Below are 23,910 nucleotides of genomic sequence, written 5' to 3'. Positions count from 1 at the left end.
CTGTGAAGAAGACCCTGCGATTCGTGCTTTTCGGCCTGCTGGCCCTGGTCATTACGGCCTGCGTGGCTATGTTCCTGATAGTCAGGCTGGCGCTCGCGCCGGCCTCCGGCGAATGGAGCACCACGGTCAAGGCGGGGCCCCTGAGTTTCGAGATCGGCGTGCCGACCGCGGTGCGCGTCGCCACCTCCGCGTGGTTCGCGCCTCACCTGGACGGGCGCTCGCTCGACACGCGCTTCGGCACCGTGCGCTTCGCCTGGAAGCCGGCCGGCGAGCTGCTGGAAATGCAGTGCGCGCCGTGCAGCGCGGAGGTGCCGGCGCTCGGCACCCAGCCGATCCGCGTGGAGCGCCTGGTCGCCACCGTGAAGCGTGACGGCAACACGCTCAACGGCACCTTCGAAGCCACACCGCGGAGCACCGACGCCACCCGGCTGCAGGGGCAGTGGGACGGCAGGCTGATGCCGAAGAACATCCATCTCAACGCCAGCGTGCAGGACGCGCCCATCGAGCGCTGGTACGCGGTGCTGGTGCCCGCGCTGCCCGAACTCCAGCGCGCCCGCATCGGCGGCACCCTGGCGCTGCGCGGCCAGCTCGTGCTGCCGGAGGCCACCTTCGCGGTGCAGCCCACCATCAGCCAGTTCACCGTGGAAGGGCTGGGCACCGAGGCCATGCTGGGCGCGCGTACCAGCTGCGGCCCGTCGGCGAAGCTGGCCAACGACAGCTGGCTGGCGCGCGCCGTCATCGCCGCCGAAGACCAGCGCTTCTTCACCCACGGCGGCTACGACCTGACCGAGATCCTCGCTTCCATCGACAACAACCAGAAGCCCGGCCAGACGCGGCGGCGCGGCGGCAGCACGCTCACGCAGCAACTGGCCAAGCTGCTGGTGACGGGCAGCGACCGCACGGCGGAGCGCAAGCTGCGCGAGCTGCTCTACGCGGTCGAGATGGAGCAGACGCTGGGCAAGGCCCGCATCCTGCAGCTGTACCTCGACAACGCGCCATGGGGCGGCAACCTCTGCGGCGCCGAGGCCGCGGCGAAGCGGTACTTCAAGCGCAGCGCGCGCACGCTGGAGCCGGCACAGGCCGTGTGGCTCGCCGCCATGCTGCACAAGCCGCAGGCCGTGCTCGAGCAATGGCGGCGCGACGGCCAGATCGACCCCGAGCGCATCAAGTGGATTGCCGAGGGCATCCGCGGCATCAGCCGCAACCAGCGCGAGGCGCTGCTCAAGAGCGTGGCCGCGGCGAAATTCACGGCACCGGAGGCCGCAACACAATGACGAACACAGCCGTGCTGGGCGTTACCGATATCGAAGCCATCGAGCGCGCCACCATCGCCGCGGTGTCGCCCGACCTGACAGAGGAGCTCGACGGCTGGCTGCTGCCCTTCGCCGGAGGCACCGTCAAGCGCGCCAAGTCGGCCGTGCCGCTGCACCGGGGCCCGGTCGACCACGCCACGCTCGACCGTATCGAGGACCGCTACGACAGCCGGCAGGCCAAGCCCGCGCTGCGCCTGGCCGATGCGCCCTGCTTCGACGGGCTGCGCACCGAACTCGAGCGGCGGCACTACGTCGCCGACAGCCCGACCTGCGTGCAGCTGGCTTCGGTGCGGCGCATGCAGGAGGTGGTCGCACCGGGCGGCGCGCTGGCCGACGTCGATCGCACACCCGACGCCGCCTGGTCGGCGCTGTTCCTCGGGGAGGGCTTCGATCCGGTCGACGGTGCCCATCGCGTGCGGATGCTCTCGCGCGCCAAGGGCACGCTCTACGCCAGCGTGCGCGAGAACGGCCGTACGCTGGCTGCTGGCGCCATGGCCTTCGGCCACGGCTGGGCCAGCGTGCACGGCATGCGCACCGACCAGGCCCAGCGCGGCCGGGGGCTGGCCGCCCGCGTGCTTGCGGGGCTCGCGCAGGCCGCGGTGGAACGCGGCTTCGAGCGGGTGTTCCTGCAGGTCGATGCCGGCAACCACGCGGCGCTGTCGCTGTATCGCCGCGCGGGCTTCGAGACGCAGTGGAAATACAGCTACTGGCAGCGCCAGCAGTGGCCCTGAAGCCGCAGGCCGCACGAGCTGTCGGCTGACAGGGTGCGGGTGGCGCGGTGGGCGCGTTAGTGCCACCATGGACGCATGACGAACGCCAATCACCACGCCAACCACCCCACCGATCCCGTCGCCACGCCGCGCGGCATCGACCACATCGTGGCCGGTGTCTCCACCAGCGATGGCGACGGCGTGAAGCTCACCCGCGTGCTGCAGCAGCCGCTGCAGAAGCGGCTCGACCCGTACCTCATGCTCGATGCCTTCGGCAGCGACAACCCGGGCGACTACATCGGCGGCTTTCCCAGCCATCCGCACCGCGGCTTCGAGACCGTCACGTACATGATCTCGGGCCGCATGCGCCACCGCGACAGCGCCGGCCACGAAGGGCTGCTCGAGAACGGCGGCGTGCAGTGGATGACCGCCGGCCGCGGCCTCGTGCACAGCGAGCTGCCCGAGCAGGAAGAAGGCCTGATGGAAGGCTTCCAGCTCTGGCTCAACCTGCCGGCAAAAGACAAGATGCGCGAGCCCTGGTATCGCGACATCCAGAGCGCGGAGATCCCTGAATTCACCACCACCGGCGGCGCGCGCGTGCGCGTGATCGCGGGCGCGAGCCACGGCATCGAGGGCGCCGTGCGGCGCGAGCACACCGAGCCGCTCTACCTCGACATCGAACTGCCGCCGGGCGCCGAGTTCGCGCAGCCGCTGCCGCACGACCACAACGCGCTGATCTACGTGTTCCGCGAATCGCTGTGGATCGCGGGCAGCGAGATCCCCACGCGGCGCATGGCCATCCTCGCTAACGACCCGGGCAGCGACGGCGTGGTGCTGCGCGCCGGCGCGACCAACCACAGCCCGGCGCGCGCCCTGCTCATCGCCGGCAAGCCGCTCAACGAACCGATCGCGCAGTACGGCCCCTTCGTGATGAACACCTCCGAGCAGGTCAGGCAGGCGGTGCACGACTTCCAGAACGGAAAGCTGGGCTGAACGCCCACCCGCGGGGGCGAGCGATGTAGTCGCCCGCCTACCGGAATTCGGCATCGCGTACATGCACCGGCTGCCGCGCTTCGGATCTAGATTGCGCCAATGCCTCCCACGATCCGGAAAGGACAGGCGCCCGAGACGCTGCAGCGCGCCGAGTTCCACGAACGCTTCATGCAGCCCTTCCAGGACCCGGCCTTCAGTGCCGAGGCCGATTCACTGCGGCGCATCGAGCTCATCGCCTGGCAGGCCTACGAGGAAGGCCGCAAGGCACCCGTCACCCGCAAGGCCGGGCCCGGATACGCCGACCCCGAATACGAACTTTCGGTCGACTGGCTGGAGGCCAAGGCGCGCATCGATGCGGCGCAGGCGGCCTGGGGCCTGCCGCAGACGCCTTCGCGCGTGCTGCTGGTGAACGGCTCGCCGCGCAACGACGGCACCTGCCCCGGCGAAGTCTCCAAGACATGGCGGCTGGCGCAGATCGCCCGCGAGGTGCTCGACGGCAGCGGCATCGAGACCGACCTGCTCGACCTGAGCCTGCTCACCTCCGAGTACGGCCGGCAGATCCATCCCTGCAAGGGCTGCGTCTCCACCGCCATGCCGCTGTGCCATTGGCCCTGCAGCTGCTATCCGAACCATTCGCTGCGCCAGACCGGCGACTGGATGAACGAGATCTACGAGCGCTGGGTGTTCGCGCACGGCGTGATCCTGCTCACGCCCACGCACTGGTATCAGGCAACGAGCCCGCTGAAGCTCATGATCGACCGCCTGGTCTGTGCCGACGGCGGCAACCCCGATCCCACCAGCACGCACGGCAAGAAGCCCGACGAGGCCAAGGCGCTGGAACTGGAAGGCTGGGGCTACCCCAGGCACCTCGACGGCCGCGCCTACGGCGTGGTGGTGCACGGCGACGTGGCCGGCGTGGAAAGCGTGCGGCGCAACCTCTGCGACTGGCTCGACTGGATGGGCCTGATCGAGGCCGGCACGCAGTCGCGGCTGGACCGCTACATCGGCTACTACGAACCCTACGCCACCAGCCATGACGCGCTCGATGCCGACGCCGACGTGCAGGAGGAAGTTCGCCAGGTGGCCCGCGCCGTGGCCAACGCGGTTGCCGAGGTGCGCGCGGGCAGGCTGCAGCCGCCCGATCGGGGACTGAAGCGGCCGCGGCCCAAGTGATGCAGCGCCCGCAAGGGCAATAAATCACGCCGCGGGCTGCACGCGCAGGGCCTGTTCATCATTCTTTACGCAAGCTCACGCCGGGCTAACGGATGCGATACAGAGGGCTTCCACACTTCGTCTCACCTGCTGCCCATCGGCCGCGGGCTTCTTCGAAAGGAAGCAGTTCTCATGATTTCTCTCCGCCAACGCATCGTCTGGGCCAGCCTGCTCGGTTCGGCCGCCCTCGCCTCCTCGGGCGCCTTCGCTCAAGCGCCGGCAGCCGCTCCGTCCGCAGCCGCACCCACCGCCGCGGTGGCCCAGGCCGACAACGCCGCTGCGCCCAAGGCGCAGCACAAGCGCATGGACCCGGCCCAGCGCATGGAGCGCATGAAGGAACACCGCGCCAAGCGCCTCGCGGCCCTGAAGGAAAAGCTCAAGCTCACCTCGGCCCAGGAAGGCGCATGGAGCACCTACACCAGCGCGACGCAGCCGCCGGCCGGCCCGCGCCCGCACATGGACCGCGCCGAGTTCGCCAAGCTGACCACGCCGGAGCGCCTGGAGCGCATGCAGGCCCGCCAGGCCGAGCGCAGCGCAAGGTTCGCCAAGCGCGCCGAAGCCACGAAGACCTTCTACGCCGCGCTGACGCCCGAGCAGCAGAAGACCTTCGACGCCGAGACCGCGCACTTCGGCCATCGCGGCCACCGTGGCCATGACGGCGCCAACCACGGCGCGCCTGCGGCCCCTGCCAAGAGCTGATCGATCGCCGCCCTCGGCGGCAGCCGTAGGAAAGCCCGCAACGCGAAAGCGCTGTGGGCTTTTTCATTGGCGATCAGGCTTAGTGCTTATTTCGGCGTGCCGGTCTTGTCGGTCGGGTTCGTCACCACGTCGGGGCGTTCGCCCTTCTCGCCGAAGCGCGGCGTCACCTTGCGGCCAGTCTGGCTGACTTCCGCACGGGACATCTCGCCGGTCGGCTGCGGCATGGCGTTGGGCTGGTGGTTGACGGTGGTCGTCACCTCGCCCTTGGGCACCGGGTTGTTGGCGTTGTTGCGGTTGTGCGCGCGGGCTTCGGCCTTCACCGACTCGCGCGACATCGGCATCGAGTTGTCGGGGCGCTGCGGCGGGTTGGCGACGCCGGCCGGCGTCATGGTGCTGGCTTCGCCGCCCACCGAGGGATCGGGCTGGGCCGGAATGGACGTGGTCTGCGCCATCGCGATGCCTGCCGCGCCCAGCAGCGCGGCAAGTACGGTGGCGTGGAAAGCGGCTTGGTGTTTCATGGGTGTGCTCCTTGTGGCTTGTTCCTCGAAAAAAGGCGGGCTGCCTTTTTCGAACCGTGAATTCACCGTAGGAGCCCCGGATTTCCGTCCGTGTGGGGGTGCGGCAGGCGTGCCTGTAGGAACCGGCCGTCCGCGCACGAAGGCGGCGGCGGGATGGCGGGGAAAAGAAGTTGGCGCGTTCCTACAGTCAGGACGGGCGCGGCCACGTACAACCCGAGTGACGATGTCCTCTTCGCCCATCATTCCCGAAGCCGAGCCGGCAGCGCCGGTCACGCCGACCTCGCTCAAGGTCATGACGGTGAACACCCACAAGGGCTTCACCGCGCTCAACCGCAAGTTCATCCTGCCGGAGTTGCGCGACGCGGTGCGTACCGTGGGCGCCGACGTGGTGTTCCTGCAGGAGGTGCTGGGCACGCACTCGCGCCATTCGCGCCGGGTGAACAACTGGCCAGAGGCGCCGCACTACGAATTCCTGGCCGACACCATGTGGCCGCAGTTCGCCTATGGCCGCAACGCGGTGTACCCCAAGGGCCACCACGGCAACGCGGTGCTCTCGAAGTTCCCGATCGTGCATTTCCGCAACCACGACGTGTCGGTGAGCGGCCCCGAGAAGCGCGGGCTGCTGCACTGCGTGCTGCGGCTGCCGGGCCGCGTGGTCGACGTGCACGTGATCTGCACCCACCTCGGCCTGGCCGAGGCGCACCGGCAGCAGCAGCTGGAGCTGCTGTGCCACATCGTGCGCGACGAGGTTCCTTCCGAGGCGCCGCTGATCGTGGCGGGCGACTTCAACGACTGGCGCGGCCGCGCGCATGAGATCCTGGAAAAGGGCGCGTCGCTGCGCGAGGTGTTCGTGCATGCCACCGGCCGCGCGGCCCGGACCTTTCCGGCACGCTTCCCAGTGCTGTCGCTGGACCGCATCTACGTACGCAATGCCGGCGCGCATGCACCGGTGGTGCTGCCGCGCCGACCGTGGTCGCACCTGTCGGACCACGCACCGCTGGTGGCGGACATCGACCTGTGAGCGCCGTGCCATGAACGAAAGCAATAACGGAAACGGCCACTGGATCCCTGGCAACCGCGTCGAGCTGCTGGAGAACGGCGAGGAGTTCTTTCCGCGCGTGTTCGAGGCGATCCGGCAGGCGCGGCGCGAGGCGATCGTCGAGACCTTCATCCTGTTCGAGGACAAGGTCGGCCTGCAGCTGCATGCCGCGATGCGCGAGGCGGCGCTGCGCGGGGTAAAGGTCGACCTGATGGTCGACGGCTTCGGCTCGCCGGACCTCTCGCGCGAGTTCATCGAAGGGCTGACCTCGGCTGGCGTGAAGGTGCGCGTGTTCGACCCGGGCCGCCGCTTCATGGGCCAGCGGCTCAACGTGTTCCGCCGCATGCACCGCAAGATCGTGGTGGTCGACGGCGAGCGGGCCTTCGTCGGCGGCATCAACTACTCGGCCGACCACCTGCTCGACTACGGCCCCATGGCCAAGCAGGACTACGCGGTGGAGCTCGAGGGCCCGATCGTGGGCGAGATCCATCAGTTCGTGCTGCGCGCCATCGCGCTGGGCGGCAAGGGCGCGGGCTGGTTCCGCCGGCGGCTGCGCCAAGTGCCGGGCATCGCGCACATGCAGCATGCCGGCACGGCCGACGCCATGTTCGTCACGCGCGACAACCGGCGCCACACCAACGACATCGAGCGGCAGTACCGTGCCGCCATTCGCGCCGCGCGCGAGCGCATCGTGATCGCGAACGCGTATTTCTTTCCGGGCTACCGGCTCATCAAGGAGCTGCGGCGTGCCGCGCGGCGCGGCGTGGACGTGCGGCTCATCCTCCAGGGCGAGCCCGACATGCCGATCGTGAAGACCGCCGCGAGCATGCTGTATCACCACCTGCTGCACGCGGGCGTGCGCATCTACGAGTACTGCGACCGCCCGCTGCACGGCAAGGTCGCGCTCATGGACGACAGGTGGAGCACCGTGGGCTCGAGCAATCTCGATCCGCTGAGCCTTTCGCTCAACCTGGAGGCCAACGTGGTCGTGCGCGACGCGGCCTTCAACGAGGTGCTGTGGAAGCGCATGGACGGGCTGATGCGGCAAAGCTGCAAGCAGGTGCTGGCCGCCGATCTCGCCAGCGAATGGAGCGGCTGGCGGCTGGTGCGCAGCTTCTTCGTCTTCCACATCATGCGCTGGTATCCGGCCCTGCTGGGCCGCCTGCCGCGGCACGTGCCGCGCCTGACGCCGGCCGAGGCCACCGACCTCGCGAGCCGACGCGACACGGGGCGCAGCGACCCGGCCGGCGGCGCCACGCAGACGGAAGCCGCCTGAGCCCGGAGGAAGCAACGCGATGAGCACCCTGGCCCTCTCGCGCCACAGCTGGTGGCCCTGGGCCCGCCGTGCGGCGGTGTGGGGCTTCTTCGCGCTGATCGCGTGGCTGCTGGTGCGGCAGGCGCGCGCCATCGACTGGGAGGACGTGTTCGACGCGATCCGCGCGCTGCCGGCCACGGCCCTGCTCGCGGCGGCCGCGCTGGCGGCGGGCAGCTTCGCGCTCTACAGCACCTACGACCTGCTTGGGCGGCACCTCACGCGGCACCGGCTCGGCACGGGCACCGTGATGGGCGTGACCTTCATCAGCTACGCCTTCAACCTCAACCTCGGCTCGCTGGTGGGCGGCGTGGCGTTCCGCTACCGGCTCTATTCGCGCCTCGGCCTCGCGAACCACACCATCACGCGCGTGCTCGGCTTCAGCATGCTGACCAACTGGCTGGGCTACCTGGTGGTGGCCGGCGCGGCCTTCTGCTTCTGGCCGATGGCGCTGCCGCCCGAATGGAAGATCGACAGCGAAGGCCTGCGCATCCTCGGTGCGGTGCTGCTGACGGCGGCCCTGGCCTACCTGGTGCTGTGCGCCACCTCGCGGGGGCGCGCATGGCGCGTGCGCGGCCATGAATTCAGGATGCCGGGGTTCGCGATGGCGCTGCTGCAGCTGGCGATGTCGTGCGCCAACTGGTCGCTGATCGGCGGCGTGATCTGGTTCCTGCTGCAGGGGCAGGTGGCGTACGTACAGGTGCTCGCGGTGCTGCTGGTTGCGGCGGTGGCCGGCGTCATCACGCACGTGCCGGCGGGGCTCGGCGTGCTCGAGGCGGTGTTCGTGACGCTGCTCTCGCACCAGGTGCCTCAGGCGCAGCTGCTCGGCGCGCTGCTGGCCTATCGCGGCCTCTACTACCTGCTGCCGCTGGCCGTGGCCACGCTGGGCTATCTGGTCACGGAGGCGCGGGCCAGGCGGCTGCGCACGCCGCTGCGCCGCGGGCGGTAGCGCCCGGCCCGGAAGTGCTCAGAAGTGATACGTGTAGCGCAGCCGGACGAAGTTCTCGCCCGGGTTCGGCTTCTTGATGCCGCCGTTGGAGAAGTGCTGCAGCCGCAGCGAGAGTTCGTGTTCTCCGTGCTCGCCGAAGCTGCGCCCGATGCCGATCACCTCGGTGAACTGGAAGGCGGTGCTGAAGCTGCGATCGGGCGTGCGGTAGACGTGGTCCATCACGCTGCCGCCCACGCCGCCTTCGGCAAACCAGGGCGAACCGCCGTGGTCGAAGCGGTAGCGCCAGGTGTAGATCGCGCCGATCTGCGCGTAGTCGTGCGGGCCGTCGCCCAGCGCCGGTGCATGCCAGTTGCTCAGAAAGACGTCCCAGTAGGTGGTGAGCGCACCCTCGTGGACCGGCTGGCGGAACGACCAGGGAATGGTCATGCCCACGGTGGCCGAATTGGTGCTGCCCATGTCGCCGTGCGGGGCGCGGCCGCCTTCGGCATAGAAGCCGCGCGCGCTGTCTTCGAACGCGTGGGCCGTGGTGCCCGACAGGCCGAGCAGGCCGGCAAAAAGGGCTGCTCCGGCAAGGGACACGCAGGTAGGAAATCTCATGATGCGGGGCATGAATGCACTAAGCGGGAACGAGAAGCTCATCTTCAATTTCCGCCGCATCCGGCATTCGCCCGGCACGTAATTTCCACATCGGAAAGTAGGACTTGATCAACAAAAATGCAGGTTCGCTCCTGGTGTGCGCAAACCTCTGCCGCCCGGCTGCGCCTATAGTGGCCCGACCCCTTCTCCACGCGCTCGAGCGCGGTCTTCTTCGCCATGCCGTATTCAAGTTCTTCAGTTGCCAGCGTCCCGGGCCCCCTCATGCAGCAGTGGTTCGAGCTGGCGTTCAAGACCCACGAGATGCTGCTGTCGTCCGGCCTCGTGATCGGCATGCGCACCGGGCGCATGGCCCGCGCGGGGCTCGCGCCCAGCGCCGACGATCTCGCGGAGTTCCACCTCATGGGACAGGAAAAGCTCGACGCCGCGAGCGAATCGGGCATGGCGATGGCCAGGCAATGGCACAGCAGCCATTTCTCGCTCGCCAACCGCGTGCTCCAGCAATGGCTGCAGAGCACGACGGCCTTCTTCTCGCTCGCGGGCAGCGTCACGCCGGCGCAGGCGGCCGCGCATGGCGATGCCTTCGTGCAATCGGCCGCGGACACGGTCGATGCGGCGAGCGAGCTGCCCGCGATCGCGGCGCGCATCGCAAGGCAGGGCCTCACGCCCATCCACGCCGCCGCCACGTCCAACGCACGGCGGCTGTCGGGGCTCGAAGAGTCCTGAGCCTCTTCCTTCAGGTTCAGGACTTCGCCGGCACCAGCGTCAGCAGCGTGATCTCCGAGGGCGCGCCAAAGCGCTTGGGCGGGCCCCAGTAGCCGGTGCCCCGGCTCACGTAGACCCACATGTCGTGCAAGCGGTGCAGGCCGGCCGTGAAGGGCTGCTGCATCGGCACGAAAAGATTCCACGGAAAGAACTGGCCGCCGTGCGTGTGGCCCGACAGCTGCAGCTGGTAGCCCGCCGCGGCCGCCAGCGGCGCGCTGCGCGGCTGGTGCGCGAGCAGCACGCGCGTGTGCACCAGCGGGGGGGCGTCGTGCAGCGCCAGGTGCGGATCGCTGGCATGCGCCGCGTCGAAGTGCCCGGCGGTGAAGTCGGTCACGCCGGCGAGCACCAGCGCGCTCTCGAAGAGCTCTTCATCGGTCTGTGCGCCGCGCACGTTGCGCGTCTGCAGCACCACGTGCTCGTTGAGCAGCACCTTCAGGCCCAGCCGGCGCAGCTCGTCGATCCAGGCATGCGCGCCCGCGTAGTACTCGTGGTTGCCCGTGACCACGAAGGTGCCGTGCCGCGCGCGCAGCCCGGCCAGCGGCGCGATGTGCTCGCGCAACTCGGGCACGCTGCCGTCGACCAGGTCGCCGGTGATCGCGATGGCGTCCGCGCCCAGGCGGTTCACCGCGTCGACGATGCGCTGGATGTAGGTGTTGCGGATCGTCGGACCCACGTGGATGTCGCTGAGCTGCGCGATGCTGAAGCCCTGGAGCGCCTGCGGCAGGCCGCGGATGGGCACTTCCACCCGCTTCACGCCGGCCGTGCGGCGCGCATTGAAAAAACCGATCGCCGACGTTGCCGTGGCCAGCGCCAGCACCGCCAGCGCACTCCACGGCAGCAGCGCGTTCCACTGCACCTGGATGCCGCCCACAGCGCCCGCCAGCCAGGTCAGGGCCAGGCCGGCGTCGCGCACCAGCGTCAGCACGAACATCGAGGAGAACCAGCCCATGCTGATCAGGCCGGTCCACTTGAGCAGGTTTCCGTTGCCGGCGCCCTCCCGCCCGCGCCGGCGCGAAACGAAAGGCAGGGGAATCGTCGCCGCCGACACCACCAGCGCGAGCAGCGCCAGCGGCCATGCGGGCGTGAGCGTCGCCAGCGCGGGCAGCAGGCGCAGCGCGATATAGACGTGCAACAGCGCGGTCAGCGCGCTCAGGGGACGGATCGGCATCGGGGCAATGGGGTCGGGCACTGCCCGGGGACAAGGCATGTGCAAGGCGCATGCCGCGCATTCAAGACACCGCGAAGCGCGTCGGTCGCTATTTTTTCTATAGCGGACAGCGCCCGGATAGCAAGCCTTGCAGCATGGCCCAACCCTCGGATTGTGCGCCAGCCCGATGCGTGCCGGCGCTCACTTGTCCCGCGCTACTGCACCGGCCGCGTGCCGGCCGAGGCCATGTCGGTGCCGGCGGGCCAGACGAAGGTCGCCTTGGCCGGTCCGCCCTGCGGCACGCGCAGCTCCTGCTTCAGCACCTGGCTGCCGATGCGCGCCTCGACCTCGTAGTTGCCCGGGTCCAGCCGCGCCACCATGAACGGGCCGCCCGACACCACGTTGTCGAGCAGCGCCGTGCCGCTGCTGTCGCGCACCGTCACGTGCACGTTGGCCGCGAAATCGGCGCCCTTGTGGTCCTTGATCGCGAACTCGAAGGTCGCGGGCCAGCGCGGCGACACCGTCTCCATCAGCTGGGCCTCGTCGCTGCCGATGCCTCCGCTCATGTACTCGACACCGTGCGCCATGTAGATCGGCGGATTCACAGTTGCCTGGGCCGTCGAGAGCGCGCCGAGCAGGACCGCGCCGCAGAACATCGCAGCCGCCAGCGGCCGCGCGGCGCGCAGTGATGGAAAACGGGGGGTCATGGTCTGAGTCCTTTCTTTCCTTGCGTGGCGAAAGCCACGGCGCCACTTTGCGGCGCGCGGCTTAGGAAAGGCTGACCTGGGAAAGGAGCGGGCACGCCATGCGGCGTGCCCGTCTACCTGCGTGCTCGTTCGCCGCTTCTCAGCGGGCGGCGGAAGAAGTCTGCGCCAGCGTCTGAGTTTGCGGCGGCATCACCGAGGCCATGTCGAAGTTCGACGGCCAGATGAACGATGCGCGCGCCGGCACGCCGGCGATCACCACCAGCGACTGCGTCAGCGTGAGGCCGCCGAGCGTCACGTTCACGTCGTACGCGCCCGGATTGAGGCGCGCGAGCATGAAGGGACTCTGCGATTCCACGTTCATCACGACCTGGCCGGTGTACTTCTGGCGCACCTCGATTCCCGCCTTGGCGGGAAAGCCGGGCCGCTGCGCGCCCTTGCCGTCGCTGATGCCCAGTTCGATGGTCGCGGCCCAGCGCGGCGACACCATTTCCATGAACGCGGCCTCGTCCTTCGCGGCGCCGCCGCACATGTATTCGATGCCCTGCGCCACCTGGATGGGCGGGTTCGAGAACGCATGGGCCGAAGTCACGGCCCCGAGGAAAGCTGCGGTACCGCCCAATACCAGCGCGGCCAGCGGCCGGCGGAGACGCATAGGTTTCATTGCTGTGAGGTCCTCGATCTTGCGTGACGTGAAATCCGTCGGGGATTTTGCTTAGCAAGAGTCGGGCTAGATATAGCGTTTACGAGGAACGATCTGCGGATCGGAACTGAATGCTATTGTTTTCATAGCTGATGGCGGCCTTGTGACGCGCATCCACGATGGATTTGCCGACCGCCTCCACGAAAACCCTGATCGGACGGTTTCGCCCCTTTTCCGCGTCTTTTCTGCGTCGTTTGTGCGCGCCGCCTGGAGGCTGCCTGGCGTCGAAGTCTGCAGCGCTGCATTGGTGCAGGCCTACAGCGGTGCGTTGGCGCTCGCGATATCAATGGCTGGAGCAAGGATCAACAAGGAGCTTCAGCCATGAGCATCGAATCGACGATCAATGAGTTCAAGAGAGTCGACGCCCAGCGCGCCGACTACCCGGGCGAGCATCTCGCGGTGCTCGCCGCGGGTGTGTTGCTGCTGCTGGCGGCGGGACGCAGCCGCTCGTTCCTGGCGCGGATCGCCATCGGCGCGGCTGGCGGTGCGCTGGTCGGGCGGGCCGCGAGCGGCACCGGCGGTATCGCCAGGCTGGCGGGCGCACTGCAGAAAGGAGGCCTGTCATGGCCGCGGCGCTGAATGGCCGGGTGGGCGGCCGGGCGCCCGAGGTCGGGGACTCCCGCCGCTACTGGGCGCCGTGCATCGCCGTCGTGCTGGTGGCGATGTTTCTCTTCTATGTGACGCTGACCGACCTGGTGAAGGAAAGTGCCGCCCGCGCCGCGGCTCAGGTGACCGTGATGCCCGCCGTTGTCCAGGCGCCGCTGCGGACCTCTACGCCGGCCCCGGAACCGGCCGGGGTCGAGGCGCCGGTGCGGATGGCTGCCGTCGTGCCCGTGGCTCGCCGCATCGAACAGCCACAGCCGGCCGAACTTTCACCCGTCGTGGCAAAGCCTGTGCGCCTGGAGGTGACCAAGTGCGTGACGCCGTCCGGCGAGGCTGAATACTCGGATGGGCCCTGCTCCGAAGGCGCGCGCGCCACGACGCTGCGCCTGCAATGACAAACGCCCGGGCGAGCCGGGCGTTTGGTTGATTGCTGTCGTGTTGGCACTTGCCGAAAACTCGCGGTCTGGCCTCACGCCAGCACATTCAAGATTGATCTGGGGCTTGGTCGCTCCGTCGAACAACGAAGGCGTCCGTGCACTCGATGGGGCATGGTGGGCCCGGTCGACCGAATGCTCCCAGAACGAAGTTACATTTCATCCGCCGAAGCGGTCGTCACCCTTTCGGCGTAAAGCAACTTCAATTGCTCAATCGGAGGGATCTTGAGAAAAATCGCAGTTATCGCCCTGATGTCCGTCTTGTTTACGGGTTGTGCTTCCGTGAAGATGGAAAGCGCGGAGGCCTCGGCGCAGGCCAAGAAGTTTTCGCCACCGTCGCCGGGCAATTCCGGTCTCTATGTCTATCGGGACAGCTTCGTCGGAAAGGCGCTCAAGAAGGACATCTGGGTCGATGGAAAGTGCCTTGGCGAGTCGGCGCCCGACGTGTTCTTCCGCACGGAAGTTGCGGGTGGCAAGGAACACGAGATCGCGACGGAATCCGAGTTCTCGCCCAACACGCTCAAGCTGATGTTCGAGACGGGCAAGAACTACTTCGTTCGCCAGTACATCAAGATGGGCGCTTTCGTCGGCGGTGCCAACCTTGAAGTGATGCCCGAGGCCGAGGGCAAGAAGGCGGTGACGGCGTTGGGCCTCGCTACGCCGGGAACCTGCAGCAAATAAGTCCGCGCTGCGCCTGTTTTGCGCGCCAGCGGAACAGGATGCGCGCTACTGTCGGCTCGCCCGTCAGTAGCGCGCTCTTTCGACGGTATCGGATGAGACAGAGGCCTGGCGCCTACTTTCAAAAATCCCGCAGTCTGGCCACGCAACGTGAAAGATTCGCGCAGTTCGCGAATGACTGTCAGGGAGATCAGCGAAGTTCGCGAAATGCGGAGCGTTCGAAGTCTCGGTACTCGTAGGTCACGGTGTCCATACGTGGGGAGCGGCCTCCCGTTCCGATAAAGCAGGCGGGTTATTCAAAGCAAAACAGGGAGAGGGTAATGAGAAGGAAATGGATTTGGGTAGCGGTTCTCATCGCATTGCTGGCTGCGTGCAGCCAGGATTCGGAGAACTTGCCAAGGGCGTATGTCAGCTTTCCGGAGCGGATCGACCCCCAGTGTCGCAATGGAAAGGCCCGCGTTTTCGATGAGTGCGGCGATCAGTTGGCTCTTTTCACAGCGGCCTTGGCAAAAGCAAATAGCGAGGGCAAGACTTTGCTCGTGGAATATGGCGCGGAGTGGTGCATCTGGTGCCACGTCTTCGATGCCCATATCAGCGGGGAGCATGGAGAGTTTCGCTATACCTATGGCTTGCCCCGGGATCCAGAAGCCCGGCATACGCAGAAGATGGCTGAGGATCCCTCAGGCGCCCAAGATGTCCAGGCAAAAGCGCTTCGTGATTTCGTTGCCGCAAACTTCGTGGTCGTTCGCATCGACGCGCAATATGCACCGAATGGCAAAGCGGTCCTGATGAGAACTGGCGCGATCAGGCACTATTCTGGCGGCGTTCCATACATATTCACTGTAGATGGAAGCGCAAGATTCGCAGCCGATTTCAACCACGAAACGGCGGAGAGGCGCCGTGATACGGAAGTGAACTGGTACCGGGGCTATGACAGGGTAGACATGCTCCGGCAATTTACCCTCATGCGTGATCGCGCCCGAGCAAATGTTGCGACTGGCACCGGGACCTAGCGTGGTGCGCCGCTCTATTCCGTACTTGTTCCTATGTCTCGCTGCACTCGTAGAAAGCGGTGCGCCGGTTGATTCAGGACACGTTCGCCGCACAGGCTCTTAAGCCTATGTTTGCTGAAAAAAAAGCGGCTGATTTAGCCGCTTTTTTCACTTTCCGTGTCACTCGACAGGAATCGAACCATCACACGTCGATATTCGCCGCCCGCAGCGCGTTCTGCTCGATGAACTCCCGCCGCGGTTCCACCTCGTCGCCCATCAGCATCGTGAACACGCGGTCGGCCTCGATCGCGTCGTCGATCTGCACCTTCAGCAGGCGGCGCACGTTTGGGTCCATGGTGGTTTCCCACAGCTGCTCGGGGTTCATCTCGCCCAGGCCCTTGTAGCGCTGGCGCGAGGTGGCGCGTTCGGCTTCGCCGATGAGCCACTTCATGGCCTGGCGGAAGTCGTCGACCTTTTCTTCCTTGGTGCGGTCGCCCTCGCCGCGCTTCACCAGCGCGCCTTCGGGGCTCAGCAGGCCGCGGAAGGTGTTGGCGGCTTCGGCGAGCGCGGCGTAGTCGGCGCCGTGCACGAAGTCCTGCGTGATCACGCTGCTCTTGATGTTGCCGTGGTGGCGGCGGCTGATGCGCAGCAGCGGCTTGTCGGTGCGGGCGTCGAACTCGTGGCTCACCTCGGCCGGCACGCCGGTCGTGTTGAGTTCGCGCAGCTTGGCCTGCAGCGCGACGGCCGAGGCCTCGGCGGCGGGCGTGGTGTCGAGGTCGAGCGCCACGCCGTCGGCAATGGCGCGCAGCGCTTCGGCGTCCATGAAGTTGCGCAGCCGGGCGATGACGGCCTCGGCCACCTGGTGCTTGCGCGCCAGTTCGGCCAGCGTGTCGCCGCTGAGCGTGGTCGAGCCGGCGCCGCCGGTCTCGATGCGTGCATCCTTCAGCGCCACCTTCAGCAGGAAGGCGTCGAGCGCGGGGCCGTCCTTCAGGTACTGCTCTTCCTTGCCCACCTTGACCTTGTACAGCGGCGGCTGGGCGATGTAGATGTGGCCGCGCTCGACCAGCTCCGGCATCTGCCGGTAGAAGAAGGTCAGCAGCAGCGTGCGGATGTGGGCGCCGTCGACGTCGGCGTCGGTCATGATGATGATGCGGTGGTAGCGCAGCTTGGCGACGTTGAAGTCGTCAGCGCCGCCGCCCGGCGTGCTCGCGCCGGCGCGGCCGATGCCGGTGCCCAGGGCGGTGATCATCGTCAGGATTTCGTTGCTGGTCAGCAGCTTCTCGTAGCGTGCCTTCTCGACGTTCAGGATCTTGCCTCGCAGCGGCAGGATGGCCTGGAACTTACGGTCGCGGCCCTGCTTGGCGGAGCCGCCGGCGGAGTCGCCCTCCACCAGGTAGACCTCGCACAGCGCCGGATCCTTTTCCTGGCAGTCGGCCAGCTTGCCGGGCAGGCCCATGCCGTCGAGCACGCCCTTGCGGCGCGTCATTTCGCGGGCCTTGCGCGCGGCCTCGCGCGCACGGGCGGCCTCGATGATCTTGCCGCAGATGATCTTGGCGTCGTTCGGGCGCTCCTGCAGGTAGTCGGTCAGCAGGCGGCCGACGATGTCTTCCACCGGCGCGCGCACTTCGCTGGACACCAGCTTGTCCTTGGTCTGGCTCGAGAACTTGGGCTCGGGCACCTTCACGCTGAGCACGCAGCACAGGCCTTCGCGCATGTCGTCGCCCGAGACCTCGACCTTGGCCTTCTTGGCCAGCTCGTTCTCCTCGATGTACTTGTTGATGACGCGGGTCATCGCCGCACGCAGGCCCGTGAGGTGGGTGCCGCCGTCGCGCTGCGGGATGTTGTTGGTGAAGCACAGCACCTGCTCGTTGTAGCCGCTGTTCCACTGCATCGCCACTTCGACGCCGATGTGCGTGCCGGGGATGCCGCCGTAGGTGTCGGCCGGGCGCTCGCCCTCGGCGTAGAACGAGTTCGGGTGCAGGACGGTCTTGCCCTTGTTGATGAACTCGACGAAGCCGCGCACGCCGCCGGCGCCGGAGAAGTCGTCTTCCTTGCCCGAGCGCTCGTCCTTCAGGCGGATGCGCACGCCGTTGTTCAGGAAGCTCAGTTCGCGCAGGCGCTTGCTGAGGATCTCGTAGTGGAAGTCCGAGTTCTCCTTGAAGATCTCGGTGTCGGGCAGGAAGTGCACCTCGGTGCCGCGCTTGTCGGTGTCGCCGATGATCTTCATGGGCGAGACCTCGACGCCGTTCACCGTCTCCAGCAGGCGGTTCTGCACGAAGCCGCGGCTGAATTCGAGTTCGTGGATCTTGCCTTCGCGGCGCACCACAAGGCGCAGCATCACGCTCAGCGCGTTCACGCAGCTCACGCCCACGCCGTGCAGGCCGCCCGAGACCTTGTAGCTGTTCTGGTTGAACTTGCCGCCCGCGTGCAGCTCGGTCAGCGCGATCTCGGCGGCCGAGCGCTTGGGCTCGTGCTTGTCGTCCATCTTCACGCCGGTGGGAATGCCGCGGCCGTTGTCGGTGACGGAGATCGAGTTGTCGGTGTGGATGGTCACGACGATGTCGTCGCAGTGGCCGGCCAGCGCCTCGTCGATGGAGTTGTCGACCACCTCGAAGACGAGGTGGTGCAGCCCGGTGCCGTCGGAGGTGTCGCCGATGTACATGCCGGGGCGCTTGCGCACGGCCTCAAGCCCTTCGAGGATCGTGATCGAGCCTTCGCCATAGCTGGTGTCGGCGGCCACGGTTTCGATCTCGGGGATGTAGACGGGCTCGGTGTGCGGCACGTCGGGCTTGTTTTCTTCAGCACTCATTCGGATATTCCTCTGTCTCTCACGGCATTCGCGCGTGATTTTTCGGGCTCTCAAAAGCTCAATTCGCCGCCTCTTGAAAGCGCAAACCCGCGGAGGGCCGCGGGTCGTGTGCGCAAGGCGCCGTGTGGTGTGTCTTCTAGATTCGCATCGGCATCACGACGTACTTGAAGGATGCGTTCTCGGGAATGGTCAGCAGCGCCGAACTGTTGGAGTCGGCAAGGTCGATCTTGACCATGTCCTGGTCCATGTTCGACAGCGCGTCGATCAGGTAGGTCACGTTGAAGCCGATCTCGATCGTGTCGCCGCCGTAGTCGATGTCGAGCTCGTCCTGGGCCTCTTCCTGCTCGGCGTTGTTCGACGCGATGCGCAGCGTGCCCGGCTCGATGTTCAGGCGAACGCCCTTGAACTTCTCGCTGGTCAGGATGGCGGTGCGCTGCAGGCTGGCGAGCAGCGGCGCGCGGCCCAGCGTGACGGTGTTCTTGTGGTTCTTCGGGATGACGCGGTTGTAGTCGGGGAACTTGCCCTCGACCAGCTTGGTGACGAACTCCATGCCGCCGAAGCTGAACTTGGCCTGGTTGTTCGCGAACTGCATCTCAATGGCGCCTTCGGCGTCGGACAGGAGGCGCTGCATTTCGAGCACGGTCTTGCGCGGCAGGATCACTTCCTGGCGCGGCACTTCGACGTCGAGCGTGGCGGAAGAGAAGGCCAGGCGGTGGCCGTCGGTGGCGACCAGGCTCAGCTGCTTGCCCTCGGCCACGAAGAGGATGCCGTTGAGGTAGTAGCGGATGTCGTGCACGGCCATCGCGAACGAGACCTGCGAAAGCAGATCCTTCAGTGTCTTCTGCGGTACGCTGAAGACGGGACCGAAGTTGGCGGCTTCCTGCACCAGCGGGAAGTCTTCGGCCGGCAGCGACTGCAGCGTGAAGCGGCTCTTGCCGCCCTTGAGCACCAGCTTGCTCGCGCTCGATTCGAGGCTCACGGTCTGGTCGGCCGGCATGGTGCGCAGGATGTCGATCAGCTTGCGCGCACCGATGGTGGTGGTGAAGTTGCCTTCGTCGCCGCCGAGCTCTGCGGTGGTGCGGATCTGGATCTCGAGGTCGCTGGTGGTCAGCTGCAGCTGGCCGCCGGTCTTGCGGATCAGCACGTTCGCCAGGATCGGCAATGTGTGACGCCGCTCCACGATGCCCGCGACCGACTGGAGCGCGGCGAGGACCTTGTCCTGGGTTGCCTTCAAAACGATCATGTCTTCTTCCTCTTCCTATCTCTTTGAATCAGCTTGCAGGGCGCCATTCTCCGCTGTCGCGAGGGGCTTCCTGGACGACATCCGATTTCTTTCCGGTCAGCCCTTGAGGGTCTGCTCGAGCACGTGGAGCTGCTGGTTGAGCTCGGTGAGCTGCTGGCGCTCGCCCGAGATCTTGCGCACCGCGTGCAGCACCGTCGTGTGATCGCGCCCGCCGAACAGCTCGCCGATCTCCGGCAGGCTCTTCTGCGTGAGCTCCTTGGCCAGGTACATCGCGATCTGCCGCGGCCGCGCGATGCTGGCCGGGCGTTTCTTGCTGTACATGTCGGCGACCTTGATCTTGTAGTAGTCGGCCACTGTCTTCTGGATATTCTCGACGGAGATCTGCCGGTTCTGGATCGACAGCAGGTCGCGCAGCGCCTCGCGCGCCAGGGCGATCGAGATCTCCTTCTGGTTGAAGCGCGAGTACGCGAGGATCTTGCGCAGCGCGCCCTCGAGCTCGCGCACGTTGGAGCGCACGTTCTTGGCGACGAAGAAGGCGACTTCTTCGGGCATCTCGGCCGATTCGGCGCGCGCCTTGTTGATCAGGATGGCCACGCGCATTTCGAGCTCCGGCGGCTCGATGGCGACCGTGAGCCCGGAATCGAAGCGCGAGACCAGGCGCTCGTGGATGTCGGCCAGCCCCTTCGGATAGGTGTCGCTGGTCATCACGATGTGCGACTTCTTGGCCAGCAGGGCTTCGAACGCATTGAAGAATTCTTCCTGCGTCCGGTCCTTGTTGGCGAAGAACTGCACGTCGTCGATGAGCAGCAGATCGAGCGAGTGGTAGCGCTCCTTGAACTCATCGAAGGTCTTGCGCTGATAGGCCTTGACCACATCCGAGACGAACTGCTCGGCGTGGATGTAGAGAACTTTGGAGTCCGGCTTGTCGGCCAGCAGCCGGTTACCCACAGCATGCATCAGGTGGGTCTTGCCCAGGCCGACGCCGCCGTAGATGAAAAGAGGGTTGTAAAGATGCCCCGGCATGCCGGCCACGTGCATCGCCGCGGCGCGTGCCATGCGGTTGGCTGTGCCCTCGACCAGGGTGTCGAAGGTGAGGCCCGAATTCAGGCGGTTCTTGAAGCCGGCGGCGGCCGGCTCCTCGCCCGGGCCGGCCACGTCGCGCGGCACGTCCGTTTCAGTCATGACGGCCACGGGCGCAGCACGCACGGGGATTTCGCGAGGAGCAAGCGCTAACTCGATGGCGACCGGCTGGCCGTACATCTTCTCCGCCATGGCGGCGATCTTGCCGGCGTACTGGGCACGGATCCAGTCGAGCTTGAACCGGTTGGCGACGAACACCGTCATGCGCGACAGGTCGTCGGCGACCTGTGCCGTCAGGGGTTTGATCCAGGTGTTGAACTGCTGCTCGGACAGCTCCTGCGCGAGCTGGTCGACGCAGGCTTGCCAGAGGCTCTCGCCGATGCCGTCAGTCGACATGGGCGTAGGAAAAAGTGATGAAACCCTCGGGCATTTTTTGGTATAGGTATTGTGGATATTCTCTGCTGGAAGGCGCCCGGCATTCTAACTTGTCAAAACCTTATCCACACGCTGCCCGGCACTTCGAAAGGCCCGCAAATCCGCTCGAAGATTGTTCCCGGAGCCAATGTTTGCGATAATTGCGGGTTTCCCTGAAAACCTCTTTGCGTCTTTCGGGGGTCATCCGAAACACGCTCGCCCGGCGCCCCGCAGGTACTTCAGGCTTTCGAACACGAAAGCGCGAAGGGCCAGCGCGAACAGGGAATTAGGAAATCACCATGAAACGCACCTACCAAGCATCCAAAGTCCGCCGCGCCCGTACCCACGGCTTCCTGGTCCGCATGAAGACCCGCGGCGGCCGCGCCGTCATCAACGCACGCCGCGCCAAGGGCCGCAAGCGCCTGGCCGTCTGACGGCAACCCGCCTGCCGTTGCCAGCAGCCGGCTCGTCAGCGCCCACTCCGACAGCCAGCGCGCCTGGCCCGAACAGGCGCGACGCAAGCGGCCCGGCTTCCATGCAGCGGCTCAAGACCCGCGCGCAATTCCAGGCCGTCCTCGCAGGTGCCACCGTGGCGCGCACTGCTCATTTCGCATTGCATCGCTGTGCGCTCGATCTCGCATCGAGCGCGCAGCCGTTGTTCGCGTCCGACGACGTCTGGCTGGGCGCCATGGTGCCCAAGCGCTGGGCGCGCCGCGCGGTCACGCGCAACGCCATCAAGCGCCAGATCTACGCCGTGAGCGCCGCTCCCGGCGTCGCATTGCCACGTGCCGCGCACGTGGTGCGGCTGCGCGCGGGCTTCGACCGCAAGGAGTTCGTGAGCGCTTCCTCGGACAAGCTCAAGGCCGCCGTGCGCGCCGAGCTCCAGCAATTGCTCGCACGGGCCGCGCGCACCCCCGCGGCGCCGGCTCCGGCCCCTTCTGCGGCACCCTCCTCCTCGCCATGAAACGCGTGCTGATCGGCATTGTGAAGGCCTACCGCCTGCTGCTGAGCCCCTGGCTCGGCCAGTCGTGCCGCTTCACGCCGAGCTGCTCCGTGTATTCGATCGAGGCGCTGGAAGTGCACGGCGCGCTCAAGGGCAGCTACCTCACCCTGCACCGCATCGCGCGCTGCCAGCCCTGGTGCCAGGGCGGCCACGATCCGGTCCCGCCGAAATCGCAGCGTCGCACTGACAGGTCAGGATCGCTGTTTTCGTCTCTTCTCTCTTCCGACAAGAAGTCTTCGTCATGAACGATATCCGCCGCACGATACTGTGGGTGATTTTTGGTTTCTCGCTGGTGCTGCTGTGGGACCAATGGCAGGTCTTCAACGGCAACAAGCCGACCTTCCTGCCGTCGACCAAGCCGGCCGCCACGGCCGCCGCCCCCGCCAATGGCACCCCCGCGGCCAACAACGGCGTGCCGACCGCGGCCGGCGCTACCGGCGGCAACGCTGGTGCCGTTCCCACGCAGCCTGTTGCCGCCACGCCGCGCGAGCAGGTCAAGGTGACCACCGACCTGTTCAAGGCCACGATCGACAGCGAAGGCGCCACGGTCAACTACCTCGAGCTGCTGAAGTACGACGAAGCCGACCGCACCAAGCACGTGGTGCTGTTCGAGAACGGCTCGCCCGCCACCCGCTACGTCGCGCAGACGGGCCTGCTCAACCAGGTCGACACCGGTGAGCGCTACCCCAACCACCTGACGCAGATGACGCCGAAGGCCGGCCCGCGCGAGATGGCCGACGGCCAGAACACGCTCGAGGTGAGCTTCGAAAGCGCCCCCGTCGGCGGCCTGAAGTACGTCAAGACCTATGTGTTCCACCGCGGCGACTACGTCATCGGCGTGCGCCACGAAGTGGTCAACACCACCGGCCAGCCGCGCGACGCGCAGCTGTACCTGCAGCTGCTGCGCCATGGCACCGTGGCCGCCGGCACCATGTTCGGCACCAACACCTTCACCGGCCCGGCCGCGTACACCAACGAGAAGAAGTTCCACAAGCTCGACTTCAAGGATATCGCCAAGGGCAAGATCGAACCGCCGCCGCCAGCCAACGACGGCTGGATCGCGATGGTGCAGCACTACTTTGCATCGGCCTGGCTGCTCAAGGGTGACCCGGCCAGCGAACAGCTGCGCCGCGAGTTCCGGGTGAAGGACCTGGGCGACAACCAGTTCTCCATCGCCATGGTGGCCACGCTGCCGAAGATCGCTCCGGGTGCCACACAGGTCGTGAACAGTGCGCTGTTCGCAGGCCCTGAAGAAGAAAAGAAGCTCGAAGCCATCGCTCCGGGCCTGGACCTGGTGAAGGACTACGGCATCTTCGCGATCATCTCCAAGCCGCTGTACTGGCTGCTCACCCAGCTGCACGGCCTCCTGGGCAACTGGGGCTGGTCGATCGTGGCGCTGGTGGTGCTGCTGAAGGCGGCCTTCTACTGGCTCAACGCCAAGGCCTACGCCAGCATGGCCAAGATGAAGGCCATCAACCCCAAGATCATGGAAATGCGCGAGCGGCTGAAGGACAAGCCGCAGGAAATGCAGCAGGAAATGATGCGGATCTACAAGACCGAGAAGGTCAATCCGATGGGCGGCTGCTTCCCCATCGTGATCCAGATCCCGGTGTTCATCGCGCTGTACTGGGTGCTGCTGTCGTCGGTCGAGATGCGCCATGCGCCCTGGATCGGCTGGATCACCGACCTCTCGGCACCCGACCCCTGGTACATCCTGCCGATCGTGATGACGGCCACCTCGCTGTTCCAGACCTGGCTCAACCCGACGCCGCCCGATCCGATGCAGGCCAAGCTGATGTGGATCATGCCGCTCGCCTTCAGCGTGATGTTCATCTTCTTCCCGGCCGGCCTGGTGCTGTACTGGATCACGAACAACGTGCTGTCGATCGCGCAGCAGTGGTTCATCAACAAGCGGCTGGGCGTGCTCGGCACCAAGTGACGGCGGCAGTAGCCGCACGGCACTCCAGCCATCCCACGAAGGGCCGCGTCAGCGGCC

General features: G+C 66.7%; 25 protein-coding genes. 17 read left to right on the top strand and 8 right to left on the bottom strand.

Annotation, left to right across the window (positions count from 1 at the left end):
• The first annotated feature begins 2 nt into the window (after positions 1–2).
• From FHT32_RS15080 to FHT32_RS15060, 5 genes are all read left to right on the top strand, one after another.
• Positions 3–1,274, top strand: coding sequence for a biosynthetic peptidoglycan transglycosylase (locus FHT32_RS15080; protein WP_176665407.1), 1,272 nt, complete (start codon positions 3–5; stop codon positions 1,272–1,274).
• Positions 1,271–2,044: a GNAT family N-acetyltransferase gene (locus FHT32_RS15075; protein ID WP_176665406.1), complete on the top strand. Its 774-nt coding sequence runs from the start codon at positions 1,271–1,273 to the stop codon at positions 2,042–2,044. Before FHT32_RS15080 ends, FHT32_RS15075 begins: the two co-directional genes overlap by 4 nt.
• A 75-nt stretch (positions 2,045–2,119) precedes the next feature.
• Positions 2,120–3,016, top strand: coding sequence for a pirin family protein (locus FHT32_RS15070; protein ID WP_176665405.1), 897 nt, complete (start codon positions 2,120–2,122; stop codon positions 3,014–3,016).
• A gap of 99 nt (positions 3,017–3,115) precedes the next feature.
• Entirely contained in the window at positions 3,116–4,189 is a 1,074-nt protein-coding gene (locus FHT32_RS15065) for a flavodoxin family protein (protein ID WP_176665404.1), read from the top strand.
• Positions 4,190–4,360: 171 nt separating this feature from the next.
• A complete protein-coding gene (locus FHT32_RS15060) occupies positions 4,361–4,927 on the top strand; it encodes a Spy/CpxP family protein refolding chaperone (RefSeq protein WP_176665403.1) in 567 nt (188 codons plus the stop codon).
• 86 nt (positions 4,928–5,013) lie between these two features.
• Here the strand turns inward: FHT32_RS15060 and FHT32_RS15055 are convergent, their stop codons facing one another.
• Positions 5,014–5,445 (bottom strand): serine/threonine protein kinase, encoded by a 432-nt coding sequence (locus tag FHT32_RS15055; protein WP_176665402.1) that lies wholly within the window; start codon positions 5,443–5,445, stop codon positions 5,014–5,016.
• A gap of 223 nt (positions 5,446–5,668) precedes the next feature.
• Between FHT32_RS15055 and FHT32_RS15050 the strand changes: the two genes are divergently transcribed.
• Genes FHT32_RS15050 through FHT32_RS15040 form a run of 3 tightly spaced genes read left to right on the top strand, consistent with a single transcriptional unit; the run spans position 5,669 to position 8,745 of the window.
• On the top strand, positions 5,669–6,466 hold the full coding sequence (locus FHT32_RS15050) for an endonuclease/exonuclease/phosphatase family protein (RefSeq protein WP_176665401.1): 798 nt from the start codon (positions 5,669–5,671) through the stop codon (positions 6,464–6,466).
• Between the two features lie 10 nt (positions 6,467–6,476).
• A complete protein-coding gene (clsB, locus tag FHT32_RS15045; RefSeq protein ID WP_176665400.1) occupies positions 6,477–7,760 on the top strand; it encodes a cardiolipin synthase ClsB in 1,284 nt (427 codons plus the stop codon).
• Positions 7,761–7,779: 19 nt separating this feature from the next.
• The gene (locus FHT32_RS15040; protein WP_176665399.1) at positions 7,780–8,745 is read left to right on the top strand and encodes a lysylphosphatidylglycerol synthase domain-containing protein; all 966 of its coding nucleotides are present in this window, start codon (positions 7,780–7,782) and stop codon (positions 8,743–8,745) included.
• A gap of 18 nt (positions 8,746–8,763) precedes the next feature.
• On the opposite strand, the gene FHT32_RS15035 is transcribed toward FHT32_RS15040, so the two are convergent.
• Positions 8,764–9,342, bottom strand: a complete 579-nt coding sequence (locus FHT32_RS15035; protein WP_176665398.1) for an acyloxyacyl hydrolase — start codon at positions 9,340–9,342, stop codon at positions 8,764–8,766.
• 261 nt (positions 9,343–9,603) lie between these two features.
• Here FHT32_RS15035 and FHT32_RS15030 point away from each other — a divergent pair, with 261 nt between their 5' ends.
• Positions 9,604–10,065, top strand: a complete 462-nt coding sequence (locus FHT32_RS15030) for a polyhydroxyalkanoate granule-associated phasin (RefSeq protein WP_256099005.1) — start codon at positions 9,604–9,606, stop codon at positions 10,063–10,065.
• A gap of 16 nt (positions 10,066–10,081) precedes the next feature.
• Here FHT32_RS15030 and FHT32_RS15025 read toward each other — a convergent pair whose 3' ends face one another.
• The 3 genes from FHT32_RS15025 to FHT32_RS15015 form a co-directional block, all read right to left on the bottom strand.
• Positions 10,082–11,272: a metallophosphoesterase gene (locus FHT32_RS15025; protein WP_176665396.1), complete on the bottom strand. Its 1,191-nt coding sequence runs from the start codon at positions 11,270–11,272 to the stop codon at positions 10,082–10,084.
• Between the two features lie 194 nt (positions 11,273–11,466).
• The gene (locus tag FHT32_RS15020) at positions 11,467–11,958 is read right to left on the bottom strand and encodes a hypothetical protein (RefSeq protein WP_176665395.1); all 492 of its coding nucleotides are present in this window, start codon (positions 11,956–11,958) and stop codon (positions 11,467–11,469) included.
• Between the two features lie 139 nt (positions 11,959–12,097).
• Positions 12,098–12,619 carry a hypothetical protein gene (locus FHT32_RS15015; RefSeq protein WP_176665394.1) on the bottom strand — a complete coding sequence of 174 codons (522 nt, stop codon included), beginning with the start codon at positions 12,617–12,619 and terminating at the stop codon, positions 12,098–12,100.
• Positions 12,620–12,979: 360 nt separating this feature from the next.
• Between FHT32_RS15015 and FHT32_RS15010 the strand changes: the two genes are divergently transcribed.
• From FHT32_RS15010 to FHT32_RS14995, 4 genes are all read left to right on the top strand, one after another.
• Positions 12,980–13,237 (top strand): hypothetical protein, encoded by a 258-nt coding sequence (locus FHT32_RS15010; RefSeq protein WP_176665393.1) that lies wholly within the window; start codon positions 12,980–12,982, stop codon positions 13,235–13,237.
• Entirely contained in the window at positions 13,222–13,656 is a 435-nt protein-coding gene (locus FHT32_RS15005) for a hypothetical protein (RefSeq protein WP_176665392.1), read from the top strand. Before FHT32_RS15010 ends, FHT32_RS15005 begins: the two co-directional genes overlap by 16 nt.
• A 264-nt stretch (positions 13,657–13,920) precedes the next feature.
• Positions 13,921–14,376 (top strand): DUF2846 domain-containing protein, encoded by a 456-nt coding sequence (locus FHT32_RS15000; protein ID WP_240649979.1) that lies wholly within the window; start codon positions 13,921–13,923, stop codon positions 14,374–14,376.
• Between the two features lie 317 nt (positions 14,377–14,693).
• Positions 14,694–15,386, top strand: a complete 693-nt coding sequence (locus FHT32_RS14995) for a DUF255 domain-containing protein (protein ID WP_176665391.1) — start codon at positions 14,694–14,696, stop codon at positions 15,384–15,386.
• Positions 15,387–15,567: 181 nt separating this feature from the next.
• On the opposite strand, the gene gyrB is transcribed toward FHT32_RS14995, so the two are convergent.
• From gyrB to dnaA, 3 genes are all read right to left on the bottom strand, one after another.
• Positions 15,568–18,174: a DNA topoisomerase (ATP-hydrolyzing) subunit B gene (gyrB, locus tag FHT32_RS14990; RefSeq protein WP_176665390.1), complete on the bottom strand. Its 2,607-nt coding sequence runs from the start codon at positions 18,172–18,174 to the stop codon at positions 15,568–15,570.
• A gap of 136 nt (positions 18,175–18,310) precedes the next feature.
• Complete coding sequence (gene dnaN / locus FHT32_RS14985; RefSeq protein ID WP_126020843.1) at positions 18,311–19,417, bottom strand: DNA polymerase III subunit beta; 1,107 nt, start codon at positions 19,415–19,417, stop codon at positions 18,311–18,313.
• A 96-nt stretch (positions 19,418–19,513) separates the two neighbouring features.
• Complete coding sequence (gene dnaA / locus FHT32_RS14980) at positions 19,514–20,893, bottom strand: chromosomal replication initiator protein DnaA (RefSeq protein WP_126020845.1); 1,380 nt, start codon at positions 20,891–20,893, stop codon at positions 19,514–19,516.
• Positions 20,894–21,210: 317 nt separating this feature from the next.
• On the opposite strand from dnaA, the gene rpmH reads away from it, so the two are divergent.
• The 4 genes from rpmH to yidC all read left to right on the top strand — a co-directional run bounded on the left by rpmH (position 21,211) and on the right by yidC (position 23,853).
• Positions 21,211–21,345, top strand: a complete 135-nt coding sequence (rpmH, locus tag FHT32_RS14975) for a 50S ribosomal protein L34 (protein WP_007834827.1) — start codon at positions 21,211–21,213, stop codon at positions 21,343–21,345.
• 101 nt (positions 21,346–21,446) lie between these two features.
• On the top strand, positions 21,447–21,875 hold the full coding sequence (locus tag FHT32_RS14970) for a ribonuclease P protein component (RefSeq protein WP_176665389.1): 429 nt from the start codon (positions 21,447–21,449) through the stop codon (positions 21,873–21,875).
• Entirely contained in the window at positions 21,872–22,159 is a 288-nt protein-coding gene (gene yidD / locus FHT32_RS14965; RefSeq protein ID WP_176665388.1) for a membrane protein insertion efficiency factor YidD, read from the top strand. Before FHT32_RS14970 ends, yidD begins: the two co-directional genes overlap by 4 nt.
• The gene (yidC, locus tag FHT32_RS14960; RefSeq protein WP_176665387.1) at positions 22,156–23,853 is read left to right on the top strand and encodes a membrane protein insertase YidC; all 1,698 of its coding nucleotides are present in this window, start codon (positions 22,156–22,158) and stop codon (positions 23,851–23,853) included. Before yidD ends, yidC begins: the two co-directional genes overlap by 4 nt.
• Positions 23,854–23,910: the final 57 nt, after the last annotated feature.

This window comes from Variovorax sp. SG517, assembly GCF_013376045.1.
Lineage (GTDB): Bacteria > Pseudomonadota > Gammaproteobacteria > Burkholderiales > Burkholderiaceae_C > Variovorax.
The sequence above is the reverse complement of the archived record's forward strand: the minus strand, read 5'-3'. Positions and strand labels throughout refer to the sequence as shown.